A 15229-nucleotide genomic window follows, 5' to 3' on the forward strand; every position below is an offset into this window, starting at 1 on the left:
CCGAGTTCACCTTGATCGCGTTGTGGAACGCCTGCTTGGTCAGGATGTCCGAGGGCTTGAGGTCCTCCGCCACCATCGCCACGATCCGCTTGCCGGTGAGATACGCCACCTCCTGCCGGTCGCGGTACGGCGCCGGGATCGCCGCCGAGCCGGGCAGCGACATGCCCAGCGCCTCGCACAGCGAGTTCATCGTCGTCGCCGTGCCCATCGTGTTGCAATAGCCCGTCGACGGCGCCGAGCTCGCCACCAGCCGGATGAACTCGGCGTCGTCGATCTCGCCCGCGGCGAGCAGCTGCCGCGCCTTCCACACGATCGTGCCCGAGCCGGTGCGCTCGCCCTTGTGCCAGCCGTTGAGCATCGGCCCCACCGACAGAGCGATCGCCGGGATGTTCACCGTCGCGGCCGCCATCAGCGCCGCCGGCGTGGTCTTGTCGCAGCCGATCGTCAGCACCACGCCGTCAAGCGGGTAGCCGTACAGCACCTCGACCAGCCCCAGATACGCCAGGTTGCGGTCCAGCCCCGCGGTCGGGCGCTTGCCCGTCTCCTGGATCGGGTGGACCGGGAACTCCAGCACGATCCCGCCCGCCTCGCGCACCCCCTCGCGCACCCGCTCCGCCAGCACCAGATGGTGGCGGTTGCACGGGGACAGGTCGCTCCCCGTCTGCGCGATCCCGATGATCGGCCGGCCCGAGCGCAGCTCCTCCAGCGACAGCCCGAAGTTCAGGTAGCGCTCCAGGTACAAGGCCGTCATGTCGATGTTCGCGGGATTGTCGAACCACGCCCGGCTCCGCAGCGCCGGCGTCTCGTTGCTCTGGGTCATCGCTCGCTCCGGGATCGCTCGTCTAAAAGTCAGACAAATATCATCACGGCCCACCGCGTCAACGCCGTAGCGGCGCGAGCGGGATCGACTCGCCGATCAGCCGATAGCCCGCCGCATTGGGGTGGAGACCGTCGCCGCTGTCGTAGCGCGGCGCGAGATAGGCCGGCCTGGCCGGGTCGCGCATCCGTCGATCGAGGTCGATGACGCTGTCCACGTGACCGGGCGCGCGGATCCAGGCGTTGATCGCCCGGCGGTCCGCCTCGGACTCGGCGCCGGGGTGGTAATAAGCGCTGCCGCCGAACGGCAGGATCGTCGCGGCGTGAACGGCGATACCGTGCGCCCGCGCGCGCGCGACCAGCTGCGCGAAGGCGCCGGTGACGCCCTCTACCAGCGCGCGGTGCGCCGCGGCGTCGGCGGGCGAGTCGCGGGTCAGCATGCCGATGTCGTTGACCCCCTCGAGCAGGATGACGTGGCGCACCCCGGCCTGGCCGAGCAGGTCGCGGTCGAGCCGCGCCATCAGACTGGGGCCGAGCCCGTCGAGCAGCACGCGATTGCCGCCGATCCCGGCGTTGAGCACCGCCACGCGGCCGCCGAGCCGGCGCGCGAGCACGTCGGTCCAGCGCGCGTAGCTGTTGGGCGACACGCCATAGCCGTCGGTGATCGAGTCGCCGAGCGCCACCACGCCGCCGGGTGCGGCGCAGCGCTCCACCTCGACGCCGGAGAGGAGATACCAGCGGTCGATCGCGCGCGCGCCGGGCAGCTCGGCCGCGCCGGTGCGCTCGCCCGCCGCGAGATAGGAGGTGGCGCGGCTCCCCGGGTGCGCGGTCTGTCCGTCGGGCGCGCGCGCGAGGTGGAGCGACACCGCGACGTCGGTGAACGCCGCGACCGGCAGCGCCGCGGGATCGCTGACCCACTCGGCGCCCGCCGGGATCGTCACCGCGGCGCGTCCGGCGAAGCGCAGCGCGCGCCGGCTCGCGGGCCGGATCACGCCGCCGGTCGGTGCCGCGGCCAGCGCGACGCTGGCGGCGTCGATCACCAGCGGGGCGCGGCCGAAGGCGTTGGAGAAGCGGACACGGACCCGCTGCCCGGCGAGGCTGGGGCGGACGATCTGGCGCAGCGTGGCATCGGTGAGCGCCCCCGGCTCGAGCTGCGCGTCCGCCGATGGGGCGAGCTGCGCCGACGACCAGGCCGCCTGCCACGTGCAGGGTCTCGCGTCGGCCGGGCGGGAGGCGGCGCCGAGGAGGAGCGCTGCGGCGAGCGCCACGCGCGGCCCTCGCCGCGATGCCCGCGGGAGAACGCGCTCACCGACGGGGGCAGGTGGCGTCGGCGAGCCGCCGAGAAAGGGGCCGGCCTCCCGCGGGACGCCGACCCGGCCGGCGGCACGTCTCAGAGGGAAAGGGAGGCGAGACGTGCCGGAGCCGATGATCGCGGCGATACGGGCGATGGGACGCGGGGCGAGCGGCCGGGAAGCTGACGAGCGTCCGCCCGACCGGCACGGCTCGCGGCTCTCACAGACGCGGGTTCGAGCCATAGATGCGCGGAAAACCCCTCCCTCTCCGACGCTACACCCACGCGGCACCTTCGCCTCACGTCGGTCTGTTAGCGCTATCAATATCTCGATCTATGTTGAAACCCCTGCACCGTCAAGCACCTACGTCGTCAAGGTGACCGGCCGGTAGCGCGGGTTGAGCAGGTGGAAGACGAGCAGCGCCACGAGATAGGCGACCCCGCACGCGACGAAGAAGGGGCCGTAGCTGCCCACCGTGTCGAGCAGCACGCCCAGCGACTTGGACGCGATGAAGCCACCGACCGCGCCGGCGAAGCCGCCGAGACCGATCAGCGTGCCCTGGGCGTAGCGCGGGAACAGGTCGCCCGGCAGCGCGAACAGATTGGTCGAGAAGCCCTGGTGCGCCGCGCAGGCGAGCCCGATCGCGAGCACCGCGAGCCAGATGCCGCTCGCCTGCGCGGCGAACATCACGGGCAGCGCGAACAGCGCGCAGGCGAACATCGCGCGCTTGCGCGCGCGTCCGGTCTCCACCCCGCGGCGCAGCAGGTGCGACGAGTACCAGCCGCCCGCGATCGCGCCGCCGTCGGCGAGCAGGTAGATCGCCACCAGCGGCGGCCCGAAGCTCTTCAGGTCGTAGCCGTACTGCTTGTTGAAGAAGTCGGGCAGCCAGAACAGGAAGGTCCACCAGACCGGGTCGATCAGGAAGCGCCCCGCCATATAGGCCCAGGCCTCGCGCCGGCGCAGCACGGTGAGGAAGCCGGCGCGGCCGCCATCGACCGCGGGCTCGGCCTCGATCCAGCCGCGCTCCTCGGCCGACAGTCGCGGGTGCTCGCCGGGTCTGTGATAGAGGCGCCACCAGGCGAGCAGCCAGACGAGGTTGAACAGGCCCGTCACGATGAAGGCCCAGCGCCAGTCGAGCGCCAGCCCGGCGACGAGGAAGCCGACGAGCAGGGGGGTGACGATCGCGCCGACGTTCGCGCCGGCGTTGAAGACGCCGATCGCGAGCGCGCGCTCCTTCTTGGGGAACCACTGCGACGCCGCGGCGAGCGCCGACGGGTAGGTCCCCGCCTCTCCGAACGCGAGCGGGATGCGCGCGACGACGAAGCCGGTGGTGGACGTGACGAGCGTCTGCGCGAAATGGCCGATGGTCCAGCTGCCCATCGCGAGCAGATAGCCCAGCTTGGGGCCGAGCCGGTCGATCAGCCAGCCGAACAGCAGGAAGCCGATGCCGTAGAACACCTGGAAATAGCCGGTGACGTCGCCGTAGCCGGTGTTGCTCCAGCCGTAGAGCGCGGTCAGCTGCGGCTTGAGCACGCCGAGCACCAGCCGGTCGATGTACGACAGCACCACCGCGGCGAAGAGCAGCGCGCAGATCAGCCAGCGCACGCGCCCGCGCGGCCGCGGCACCGCGTGTGCGGCGGTCTCGGGCGCTCCCCTGGCGGCCTCGGTGACGTCGCTCATCTCAGGCCGATCCTCTCGTCGCGAGCTCGGCGCATCGTCGGGCGCCCCTCACCAGCTCCACAAAGTGCCGTCCTCGAGCCGGTTCACCGGCAGATAGGCACGCTTGTACGCGTAGCCCGCGGCCAGTTCCTCGTCGATGTCGACCCCCAGCCCCGGCGCCTCGCCCGGGTGCATGCGCCCGTCCTCGAAGCGATAGGCGTGCGGGAACACCGCGTCGGTGGCGTCGGTGTGCGGCATATGCTCCTGCACGCCGAAATTCGGCACCGACAGGCCGAAGTGCAGCGCCGCCGCCATCGTCACCGGCGACAGATCGGTCGCGCCGTGACAGCCGGTCCGGACCTGGTAGAGGTCGGCCAGCGCGGCGACGCGGCGCAGGTGCGTGATCCCCCCGGCGTGGACGATCGTGGCGCGGACATAGTCGATCAGCTGCTGCTCGATCAGCGTCTTGCAGTCCCAGATCGAGTTGAACACCTCGCCCACCGCGATCGGCGTGGTGGTGTGCTGGCGGATCAGGCGGAAGCCGTCCTGCTGCTCGGCCGGCGTCGGGTCCTCGATCCAGAACGGGCGATAGGGCTCGAGGTCGCGCCCCAGCCGCGCCGCCTCGATCGGGGTGAGCCGGTGGTGGACGTCGTGGAGCAGATGGATGTCCGGACCCAGCGCCTCGCGCGCCGCGGCGAACAGCGCCGGCACGACGCGGAGATACCTCTCGGTCGACCATATCGCCTCGCTCGGCAGCGCGGCGTCGGCGGGCTCGTAGCGCTGCCCCGGCCTGGCAACGCCGTAGGTGGAGGCAAGCCCGGGGACGCCGCATTGCAGCCGGATCGCGCGATAGCCCTGGTCGCGGTGCGTCAGCGCGGTGGCGACCGTGTCCTCGATCGTCGTGCCGTTGGCGTGGCCATAGACCAGACAGGCCTCGCGGCTGGCGCCGCCGAGCAGCTGGTAGAGCGGCAGGCCGGCGAGCTTGCCCTTGATGTCCCACAGCGCGACGTCGACCGCCGCGATCGCGCTCATCGTGACGGGACCGCGGCGCCAATAGGCGCCCTTGTAGAAATACTGCCAGATGTCCTCGATGCGATGCGCGTCGCGCCCGATCAGACAAGGTATGACATGCTCGGCGAGATAGCTCGCCACCGCCAGCTCGCGCCCGTTGAGCGTGGCGTCGCCGATGCCGGTGGTGCCGTCGTCGCAGATGATCTTGAGCGTGACGAAGTTGCGCCCGGGCGAGGTGACGATGACCCGCGCGTCGGTGATGAGCGGCATGACGACTCCCTCAGGCCTGATCCGCGGCGAACCGCCGGCGACGGCCGTCTCTCAGACAGGGGCACAGGTCAACGACGGCGATCACGCGCGCTCCTCTCCGGCGTAGGTCGCCCCGTCATCCGATCGCGACGGCTTGCCAACGCAGCTGGTAGCGATAACATGATCGAGAGAGTAAGGTCGAGTCAATGCGGCCCAGGACGGAGAGGAAGATGGCAGCACGCTTGTGCGGGTTAGGGGCGATCGCCATGGCGCTGCTGCTCGCCGGAACCGCGCCCGCGCGCGCGGACGATGGCTATCGCCTCTGGTTGCGCGCCGACGCCCCCGCCGGGCCGAGCGCGCGCGTGACGATGCGCGGCGAGGGCGCCACGTTGCGGCTCGCCGCCGAGGAGCTGACCCGCTCGCTCCCCGACGGCGTCGGCGACGTGACGTTGGCGCCGGCGAGCGACCCCCAGGTGGCGGCGCTGCGCCTGCCCCTCGCGGCGCTGGGCGACGAGGGCTATCTCGTCCGCCGCGTCCGGCTCGGCCAGCGCGACACGCTGCTGATCACCGGGAACGGCGAGCGCGGCCTGCTCTACGGCAGCTTCGCGCTGCTGCGCCACCTCGCCACCGGGGGCAGCGCCGCGACGGTGGCGCTCGCCTCAGCTCCCCGGGTCAAGCTGCGGGTGCTCAACCATTGGGACAATCTCGATGGCAGCGTGGAGCGCGGCTATGCCGGCCAGTCGCTGTGGGACTGGTGGACGCTGCCCGACGTCAAGGACCCGCGCTACACCGATTATGCGCGCGCCAACGCCTCGATCGGGATCAACGGCACCGTCCTCAACAACGTCAACGCCTCGGCCGACAGCCTGACGCCGCGCTACATCGCCAAGGCCGCCGCGCTCGCCGACGTGTTCCGCCCCTGGGGGATCAAGGTCTATCTGTCGGCGCGCTTCTCCGCGCCCATCGAGCTGGGCGGGCTGAAGACCGCCGACCCGCGCGATCCCGCGGTCGCGGCGTGGTGGAAGGCGAAGGCCGACGAGATCTACCGGGCCATCCCGGACTTCGGCGGCTTTCTCGTCAAGGCCAACAGCGAGGGCCAGCCGGGCCCGCGCGACTATGGCGCGACCCATGCCGACGGCGCCAACATGCTCGCCGCCGCGGTGCGCCCGCACGGCGGGATCGTGATGTGGCGCGCCTTCGTCTACGCCGACACCGATCCCGAGGACCGCGCCAAGCAGGCCTATAGCGAGTTCAAACCGCTCGACGGCCAGTTCGCCGACAACGTGCTGGTGCAAGTGAAGAACGGCGCGATCGACTTCCAGCCGCGCGAGCCCTTCCACCCGCTGTTCGGCGCCATGCCCAAGACGCCGCTGCTGATCGAGTTCCAGATCACCAAGGAATATCTCGGCTTCGCCACCCACCTCGCCTATCTCGGCCCGCTCTTCACCGAGGTGCTCGACGCCCGCACCGGGCGCGGGGGCGAGACCGTCGCCGACGTGGTCGACGGCGCGGCCGAGCATCACGCGCTCAGCGGCATGGCCGGGGTCGCCAATATCGGCCGCGACCGCGACTGGTCGGGGTCGACCTTCAACCAGGCCAATTGGTACGCCTTCGGACGGCTCGCCTGGGACCCGACGCTCGACGCCGGCGCGATCGCGCGCGAGTGGGCGCGGCAGACCTTCGGCACCGACCCGCGCGTGGTCGAACCCGTGGTCGGGATGATGATGGCCTCCCGCGAGGCGGTGGTGGACTATACCGGCGCGCTGGGACTCGCGCACGTGATGGCGACCGGTCACCATTACGGGCCCGGCCCCTGGGTCAGCGACCTCAAGCGCCCCGAGTGGAACCCCGTCTATTACCATCGCGCCGACCGGCAGGGGATCGGCTTCGACCGCACGCGCTCGGGCAGCGACGCCGTGGCGCAATATGCTCCCACGGTCGCCAAGCGGCTCGCCGACCCGGCCACCACGCCGGAGCGCGAGCTGCTGTGGTTCCACCATGTCGCGTGGGACCGGCGCATGGCCTCGGGCAGAAGCTTGTGGGAGGAGCTGGTCGCGCACTACGACCGCGGCGTCGCCACCGTGGGCACGATGCGCGCGACCTGGGAGACGCTGCGCCCGCTGGTCGACGCCGAGCGCTGGAACAAGACCGCGACCTACCTGGCGGTGCAGGAGCGCGAGGCGCGCTGGTGGCGCGACGCGAGCCTGGCCTATTGGATGTCGGTCAACCGCCGCGCGCTGCCCGCCGGCGTCGCCGCGCCCGCGCACGACCTCGCCTGGTACGAGGCCCAGCGATTTCCTCACGCACCGGGCCACCCGGAATGACGCCCCTTGCGGCCGTCGCGTTCGCCGCCGTAACGTCGGCGGCGAAAGGATGTTCATGAAGGAAAGCCGCGGCTCGCGTCGTCAGCGCAACGCCCCCACGATCAGCGACGTCGCGCGCCACGCGGGCGTGTCGCCGATGACGGTGAGCCGGGTCATCAACGCCGAGAGCAACGTCCGCGCCGAGACGCGCCGCCGCGTGCAGGAGGCGATCGCGACGCTCCACTACGCGCCCTCGGCCGCCGCGCGGACGCTGGCGGGCGGCGAGGAGTTCCGCCTCGGCGTGCTCCACACCAACACCAGCCTGTTCTATTTCAGCGAGTTCCTCGTCGGCTGTCTCGACCAGGGCAGCCGCCAGAACTGCACCATCGTGATCGAGAAATGCGAGGAGGGCACCGAACTCGCCGCGATCGAGCACCTGCTGCGCGGCCGCGTCGACGGCGTGCTGCTGCCGCCCCCGCTCGGCGATTCGGCGACCGCGCTGGAGGCGCTGCGCGCGCGCGACGTGCCGGTGGTGGCCGTCTCCACCGGGCGCGCGCCCGACTGGGCGCTGTCGGTGAGCATCGACGACCGCAAGGCCGCCTATGAGATGACGCGTCACCTCGGCGCGCTCGGCCACCGCCGCATCGGCTTCATCACCGGCGCGGCCAACCAGACCGCCAGCGCCGAGCGGCTCGCCGGCTATCGCGACGCGCTCGCCGACATGGCGCTGCCGACGGACGAGGAGCTGGTCGCGGAGGGGTGGTTCACCTATCGCTCCGGCCTCGACGCGGCCGAGCAGCTGCTCGAGCTGGCCGAGGCACCGAGTGCGGTCTTCGCCGCCAACGACGACATGGCCGCCGCGACGGTGGCGATCGCGCACCGCCGCGGGCTCGACGTGCCGGGCGACCTCACCGTCGTAGGGTTCGACGATTCGGCGCTGGCGACGACGATCTGGCCCGAGCTGACCACGATCCGCCAGCCGGTCAGCGCGATGGCGCGCACCGCGGTGGACCTGCTGGCGCGCGAGATCCGGGCGCGCAAGACCAGCGACGCCGGGCTGGACCACCCGCACCTGCTGGCGGACTATCAGCTGGTCCGCCGCCAGTCGGACGCCGCGCCGCGCCGTCGGCCCAACGCCGCGCCGCGACGCGTGCAGGCGGGGGCGGTCTAGGCCGCGAGAGCGTCCGCCTGCCGACCTGCCTCTGCACCGAGGTCGGCGAAGAAAGTCTCCGCTCCCCATCTGTCATCCCAGACGTGTGCCGGGATCGACCCTGCCGCGCACCCTTCCGCGCGCGAGCACGCGGGATCGTGGATCCCGGAACCGTCAGTCCATATGACGACGGCCGGCCGCCCCTGAAGGCGACCGGCCGCTCGCATGCCGAAGCCCGCCCCGCCCGCGAACGGGCGGGGCCGAGCCTCTCAGCCCACCATGTCCTCGAGCTCGCGCCCGCGCGTCTCGTGCACCATCGCGCGCACGAAGAAGAAGGAGATCGCCGCGAAGATCGCGTAGCCGGTGTAGGTCACCGCCAGGCCGGGCGAGACCGCCAGCGCGGGGAAGCTCACCGAGATCGCGGCGTTGGCGATCCACTGCGCGAAACCCGACACGGCGAGCCCCGAGCCCCGGATCTGGTTGGGGAACATCTCGCCCAGCATCACCCACATCACCGGGCCCCAGCTGGCGTTGAAGAAGATCACGTAGAGGTTGGCCGCGACCAGCGCGATCACGCCGTTGTTGCCGGGCAGGCTCACCGCGCCCGCGGCGTCGGTCACCGCGGTGGAGAAGGCCCAGGCGACCACCGCCAGCGTCACCGCCATGCCGGCCGAGCCGACCAACAGCAGCGGCTTGCGCCCGATCTTGTCGACGGTGAAGATCGTGAACAGGCACGCGCCGATCGACAGCACGCCCGACAGGATGTTGGTCTGCAGCGCGTAATCCTCGGAGAAGCCGACCGCCTCCCAGAGCGTCGCGCCATAATAGAACACCACGTTGATGCCGACGAGCTGCTGGAAGACGGCCAGGCCGATGCCGGCCCAGACGATCGGGCGGATCTTGCCCGAGCCGCGGTCGATCAGGTCGGACAGCTTGGGACGGTGATGGTCGCCGGCGAGGCTGGCGCGGATCTCGCCGACCTTGCGGTCCGCCTCGGCGCGGCCGAACAGGCGGGTGAGCACTGCGTGCGCGCGATCCTCATGCCCCTTGGCGACGAGGTAGCGCGGGCTCTCCGGGATGATCAGCAGCGCGAGCAGGTACACCAGCGCCGGGATCGCCTGGAGCCAGAACATCCAGCGCCACGCCGAGAAGCCCAGCCAGAAGTCCGCGGTCGAGCCGCCGGCGTAGCGCGCCAGCGCGAAATTGGCGACGAAGGCGCCGGTGAGGCCGGTGATGATCATCACCTGCTGCACGCTCGACAGCCGGCCGCGCACCGCGGCGGGGGTCACCTCGGAGATATAGACCGGCGAGATCACGCTCGCCGCGCCGACGCCCAGGCCGCCGATGATGCGCGCGAAGATGAAGATCGCCGAGGTCGAGGCCGCGCCGGCGAGCAGCGCGCTGAACAGGAACAGCGCCGCCGACAGCATCATCACGCTGCGCCGCCCGATCCGATCGGCCAGCCGCCCCGCGCTGAACGCGCCGATCGACGAGCCGATCAGGATCGCCCCGACGTTGACGCCGATCCCGAGCTTGCCGAGGTCGAAGGCGGCCTCCAGCCCCTTCTGCGTGCCGTTGATCACGCCCGAGTCATAGCCGAACATGAAGCCGCCGATCGTCGCCACCGCGACGATCGCGGCGATGAAGCCCATGTTGACGCGACCTGCGTCGCCGTCACTGAAAGCCGTTGTCATCCTCACCCGCTCCCACTCGTGCCTTTTAGATTATAGTGTCGCCTCGACGGTCGTGACGCCGGCGACCCCGGGCTCGAACGCGAACAGGTCGCCCGCGAGCGGCTGGTCGGCGAGCGCCGCCGCGTCGAGCCCCTTGCGCGCCGTCGTGGCGTAAGCGGTGCGCAGCCCCTCGCCGCCGAACGCGATCTTGGTCACGTTGGCGCAGGGGAAGCGTACCGTCGTCATCAGCTTGCCGGCCGGATCGTAGCGGCGCACGCCCCAGCCGGCGAACAGCCCGACCCACAGGCAGTCCTCGGCGTCGAGCGTCGACCCGTCGGGATAGCCGGCACCCTCCTCGATCGTGACATGGCGCTCGGGCGTGCCCGACGTACCATCGTCGCGGAGCGGCACGCGCCAGATCGTCTTCCCCAGCGTGTCGGTGTGATACAGCGCCGTCGCGTCGGCGCTGATCGCGGGCCCGTTGGTGATCACCACGGGCGCTAGCCCGCTGTCGGCGCAGTCCTCGCCGGCGTGGCGGTAGAGCCGACCCGTCGCGGCGACCTCATCGTCGTCCATCGATCCGAACCACAGCCGCCCGCGCGCATCGATCGCGGCATCGTTGAGCCGGTTGCCGGGAAGGTGCGGCTCGGGCGCGTGCAGCGGCGTGAAGGTGCCGGTGGCGGGATCGAAGCGGTGCAGCCCCGTCTTCACGCCCGCGATCAGGTCGCCGTGCGCGCTCGGCAGCACCCAGCCGACCTGGTCGGGCGCGGTCCAGCGCTCGTGCGCGCCGGTGGCGGGATCGAAGCGGTGGACCTGGTGCTGCTTGATGTCGACGAACCACAAGGCGTCGCGCCCCCACACCGGCCCCTCGCCCAGCGTCGCGCCGACCCGCAGGACCGACCGCGGCACCATCTCAGCGCCAGCCCGCGTCGACGAAATAGTCGTGGCCGGTGCACATGCGCGCGTCGTCCGAGGCCAGGAACAGCGCCAGCGCGGCGACGTCGGCCGGCTGGATCCGCCCGTCGAGGCACTGCGCCGCGACGATCTCGGCCTCGCCTTCGGGCGTGTACCATTTCTCCTGCCGCGGAGTCTGGACGTTGCCGGGCACGATCGTGGTGACGCGGATATTGTCGCGGCCGAGGTCGCGCGCCATGCTCCGCGTCATCCCTTCGATCGCGGCCTTGGCGGTCTGATAGAGCACCAGGTCGGGCAGGCCGAGATGCCAGCTGATCGACCCGAAATTGACGATCGCGCCCCCGCCCGCGCGCTTCATGTGCGGCACCGCGGCCTGAGCGACGAAGAACAGGTGACGCAGGTTGACCGCCATCCGCTCGTCCCAATAGGCGGGGGTCACCTCGGCGAAGCTGTGGCGGTCGTCGTTGGCGGCGTTGTTGACCAGCACGTCGAGCCCGCCGAGCGCCGCGGCGATCTCGTCCACCATCGCGGGCAGTGCGGCGACGTCGGTGAGGTCGCAGGCGCGGAAGAGCGGTGCGCCCCCCAGCCCCGCGGCCAGCGCCTCGCCCGCCGCGGCGTTCACGTCGACGAACGCCACCTCGGCTCCCTGGCGCGCGAAACCCTCGACGAGACCCGCACCGATCCCGGTCGCGCCGCCGGTCACCAGCACCTTCTTGCCGCGCAGCGACGGGTAGATCGCGCCCTCGCTCACGCCATCGTCCCCAGCAGCCCGCGCGCGGCGAGATTGCGGATCAGCCCGCCGATGCCGAGCTCCCAGGGCGCCGCCTCCTTCGAGGTGACCACGCGGTTGGTCAGCCGGCCGAGCCGCTCGCTCTCGATCGTCACGCGGTCGCCGACCTTGTGGGTGAAGCCGCGGCCGGGCTCGTCGCGGTCCTGCACCGGTGCGAAGAGCGTTCCGAGGAATAGCACGAAGCCGTCGGGATATTGGTGCTCGGACAAGGTCTGGCGCACCAGGTCGAGCGGGTCGCGGCTGATCTCGGCCATGTTGCTCTTGCCGTCCAGGACATAGCCGTCCTCGCCCTCGATCCGCAGCCGCACCTCGGCGCCGCGCACGTCGTCGATCGTGAAGGTCTCGTCGAACAGCCGCACCAGCGGGCCGAGCGAGCAGGAGGCGTTGTTGTCCTTGGCCTTGCCGAGCAGCAGCGCCGAGCGCCCCTCGAAGTCGCGCAGGTTGACGTCATTGCCCAGCGTCGCGCCCAGCGCGGTGCCGCGGCTGTCGACCAGCAGCGCGACCTCGGGCTCGGGGTTGTTCCAGCTCGAGTCGGAGCGGATGCCGATCTCGGCGTCGGGGCCGACGGTGGCGAGCACCGGCGCCTTGGTGAAGACCTCGGCGTCGGGGCCGATCGCGACCTCGAGATATTGCGACCACAGCCCGTCCTCGATCAGCGCCGCCTTGAGCGCCGCCGCCTCCGGCGTGCCGGGCACGACCGAGCGGATCGAGCCGCCGACCCGCGACTCCAGCCGTCCGCGGATCTCGGCCGCGGCGGACCAGTCGCCGCGCGCGCGCTCCTCGATCACGCGCTCGATCGCCGACACCGCGAAGGTGACGCCGCACGCCTTCACGCATTGGAGGTCGACCGGGCTGAGCAGCTCCAGCCCGGCGGCCTCGAGCGCGCCGAGCGAGCGGCCGCCCGCGCCGGAGAGGTCCCCCGCCTCGACCAGCATCGCGACGGTCGGCGCGACCGCCGACATGTCGAACGCCTCGCCGCGCACGACGAGCAGCGGGATCGGCCCCTCGGCGGTCGCCGCGCGGCCGATGAAACGACCTTCCTTCCAGTCGTGCGGCAGACCCGACGCTGTCGCGTCCTGTTCGAGCGCCATCACCCCTCCCCAACTCAGCGGCTATCTTGATAGCGCTACCAACACGCTCGCGAGGGAAGTGTCAAGACGGTGCCCACGCGCCCCGCCGGGGCCCCGCGCAGCGGGCGACGAGGCTAGCCGATCATTCCCGCATATGCGGCCGAGCGCAAGACCGTTTCGAGCCGCTCGGGGCGACCGAGGAGATAGCCCTGCACCTGCGGGAAGCCCCAGCGACGCAGCAGCGCGAGCTGCTCCTCGGTCTCCACCCCCTCGGCGGTGACCGGCACCCCGAGGCTCTCGCCCAGCGCGGCGATGCTGCGCACGATCGACGCCGAGGGGGCGTGGTCGAGCATCGCCGACACGAAGCTGCGGTCGACCTTGAGCTTGTCGAAGCGGAAGTCGCGCAGGTTGCCGAGCGACGAATAGCCCGTCCCGAAATCGTCCATCACGATGCGCGCGCCGCGGTCCTGCAGCGCGCGCAGCGCCCCCAGCACGGCGTCGCGGCGATGCCCCAGCAGCGTCGCGCTCTCGGTCACCTCGAACTCGAGCCGCTCGGGCGCGAGCCCGTAGCGCCCGGCGAGCGCGAGCAGGTCGGCGGCGAGGTCGGCCTGGCGGAACTGCACCGGCGACAGGTTGAGCGCGACGATGGCGTGATCGGGCCAGCCGCGCGCCGCCGCCATCGCCTGCTCGGCTACCCACAGGCCGAGCGAGTCGATCCGCCCGCTCGACTCGGCCAGCGGGATGAACTGATCGGGGCGGACGTCGCCCAGCTCGGGATGGCGCCAGCGCAGCAGCGCCTCATAGCCGATCACGCGCAGCGTCCGCGCGTCCGCCATCGGCTGGTACACGAGTGACATCTCGCCGCGTTCCACCGCGCCCTCGAGATCGCGCGACAGCCGCCAGCGCAGCCGCGTCTCCTCCTTGAGCGCGTCGTCGAAGAAGCGCGCGGTGTGGCGCCCCTCCGACTTGGCGCGGTACATCGCCATGTCGGCGAGATTGTACAGTTCCTCGCGCGCCTGCTCGGCGCCGGAGAGCGCCACGCCGACGCTCATCTGCACCGGCACCTCGTCGCCCGCGGTGGCGTCGCAGGCGCGGAAGATCCGCATCAGCAGCGCCTCCGCGGCGCGCGGCTGGTCGGGTGCGACCTGGATGATGGCGAATTCGTCCCCGCCGAGCCGCGCCACCATGTCGTCGGCGCGGACGCAGCCGGTGAGCAGCCGCGCCGCGCGATCCAGCGCGCGGTCGCCGCCGGCGTGGCCGAAGCGATCGTTGACCGACTTGAAGTCGTCGAGATCGATCGCGAACACCGCGACGCGCTGGTCGCTGCGCGTCGCCCGCGCGAGGTCCTGCGCGAGACGCTCCTCGAACAGCAACCGATTGGGCAGCGCGGTGAGCATGTCATGGTGCGCGAGGAACTCGATGCGCTTCTCGGCGCGGCGACGCTGCTCCACCGCGTCGCGATACTCGCCCAATCCGCGCGCCAGATCGCCGATCTCGTCCGCGCGGTCGCGGCCCGCGACGCGTACCTCGCCGTCGACCGTGTCGAACTGGCGCAGCTGGTCGGCGATCGCGACGATCGGATGGAGGACCTGGCGTCGCAGCCACAGGAAGGAGGCGAGCAGCAGCAGCAGCACGCCGAGCACGCCGAAGACGATGCGCGAGATGCTGGCGTAGAGCTCGCGCGAGCTGCGCGCGACCGCGGCGTCGATGCGATCGACCAGCCAGCGCCGCGCCTCGGCGCGCTCGCGCTCGAGCACGCGCAGCGCGGCGAGGAACTGCGGCATGTCGCGCGCGATGCGGCGCGGCTCGGCGCGCGCGTCGGCGATCAGCCCCGCCGCGAGCCGCGCGAACTCGGCCGCCGCGGCCTCGCGCGCGGGCGTCGCCGCCGAGGGCGCCGCGTGGCTGGCGCGGAACGTCGCGAGCGCGTGCTCGACCCGGGCCCATTGCGCCGGGGTCACCTGGCGCGGCTGCTCGGCGGCGCGGGTCACTTCCCCGATCGTGAGCCGCAGCTGCTGCTGCGCGCGATCCTGCGCGTCCTCGACGCGGAGCCGCTCGCTCAGCCGCCGCACCGACTGGTTGGCGTGCCGCACGTCGCCCGCGACTATCCAGCCGGCGGCCAACAGCAGCAGCACCACCGCCACCACGGTTCCGAACGCGGCAATCACACGGGTCGAGATCGAGGTCGGCAGCACAGCTCCTCCGGGGACGAGCGTATTATACGGCGCGCCTTACTCAATGATGAGCGCCGCCGACCGCTTGCTTACCCCGTCCTGCCCCGGCACACACGCGGGGCATAGGGAG

At 71.7% G+C, this 15229-nt stretch carries 11 protein-coding genes; 2 read left to right on the top strand and 9 right to left on the bottom strand.

Annotated features, from left to right (window positions below; translation table 11 throughout):
• The 4 genes from KZ813_RS07050 to manD form a co-directional block, all read right to left on the bottom strand.
• On the bottom strand, window positions 1–820 hold an 820-nt coding region (locus tag KZ813_RS07050; protein WP_219754278.1), incomplete at its 3' end, for a dihydroxy-acid dehydratase domain-containing protein.
• A gap of 58 nt (window positions 821–878) precedes the next feature.
• Window positions 879–2084 carry an SGNH/GDSL hydrolase family protein gene (locus tag KZ813_RS07055; RefSeq protein WP_308461810.1) on the bottom strand — a complete coding sequence of 402 codons (1206 nt, stop codon included), beginning with the start codon at window positions 2082–2084 and terminating at the stop codon, window positions 879–881.
• Between the two features lie 387 nt (window positions 2085–2471).
• Window positions 2472–3788 carry an MFS transporter gene (locus KZ813_RS07060; protein ID WP_219754280.1) on the bottom strand — a complete coding sequence of 439 codons (1317 nt, stop codon included), beginning with the start codon at window positions 3786–3788 and terminating at the stop codon, window positions 2472–2474.
• Between the two features lie 48 nt (window positions 3789–3836).
• Window positions 3837–5048, bottom strand: a complete 1212-nt coding sequence (gene manD / locus KZ813_RS07065; protein WP_219754281.1) for a D-mannonate dehydratase ManD — start codon at window positions 5046–5048, stop codon at window positions 3837–3839.
• Window positions 5049–5257: 209 nt separating this feature from the next.
• On the opposite strand from manD, the gene KZ813_RS07070 reads away from it, so the two are divergent.
• Window positions 5258–7351: an alpha-glucuronidase family glycosyl hydrolase gene (locus tag KZ813_RS07070; protein WP_219754282.1), complete on the top strand. Its 2094-nt coding sequence runs from the start codon at window positions 5258–5260 to the stop codon at window positions 7349–7351.
• Window positions 7352–7406: 55 nt separating this feature from the next.
• Window positions 7407–8501 carry a LacI family DNA-binding transcriptional regulator gene (locus KZ813_RS07075; RefSeq protein WP_219754283.1) on the top strand — a complete coding sequence of 365 codons (1095 nt, stop codon included), beginning with the start codon at window positions 7407–7409 and terminating at the stop codon, window positions 8499–8501.
• A 248-nt stretch (window positions 8502–8749) separates the two neighbouring features.
• On the opposite strand, the gene KZ813_RS07080 is transcribed toward KZ813_RS07075, so the two are convergent.
• The 5 genes from KZ813_RS07080 to KZ813_RS07100 all read right to left on the bottom strand — a co-directional run bounded on the left by KZ813_RS07080 (window position 8750) and on the right by KZ813_RS07100 (window position 15120).
• Window positions 8750–10174: a sugar porter family MFS transporter gene (locus KZ813_RS07080; protein WP_219754284.1), complete on the bottom strand. Its 1425-nt coding sequence runs from the start codon at window positions 10172–10174 to the stop codon at window positions 8750–8752.
• A gap of 30 nt (window positions 10175–10204) precedes the next feature.
• On the bottom strand, window positions 10205–11065 hold the full coding sequence (locus KZ813_RS07085) for an SMP-30/gluconolactonase/LRE family protein (protein WP_219754285.1): 861 nt from the start codon (window positions 11063–11065) through the stop codon (window positions 10205–10207).
• A 1-nt stretch (window position 11066) separates the two neighbouring features.
• Window positions 11067–11819, bottom strand: coding sequence for a D-xylose 1-dehydrogenase (gene xylB / locus KZ813_RS07090; RefSeq protein WP_219754286.1), 753 nt, complete (start codon window positions 11817–11819; stop codon window positions 11067–11069).
• Window positions 11816–12949: a fumarylacetoacetate hydrolase family protein gene (locus KZ813_RS07095; protein WP_219754287.1), complete on the bottom strand. Its 1134-nt coding sequence runs from the start codon at window positions 12947–12949 to the stop codon at window positions 11816–11818. Before KZ813_RS07095 ends, xylB begins: the two co-directional genes overlap by 4 nt.
• A gap of 113 nt (window positions 12950–13062) precedes the next feature.
• A complete protein-coding gene (locus tag KZ813_RS07100; protein WP_219754288.1) occupies window positions 13063–15120 on the bottom strand; it encodes a putative bifunctional diguanylate cyclase/phosphodiesterase in 2058 nt (685 codons plus the stop codon).
• Between the last annotated feature and the right edge of the window lie 109 nt (window positions 15121–15229).

The sequence above is a fragment of the Sphingomonas folli genome (genome assembly GCF_019429525.1).
Lineage (GTDB): Bacteria > Pseudomonadota > Alphaproteobacteria > Sphingomonadales > Sphingomonadaceae > Sphingomonas > Sphingomonas folii.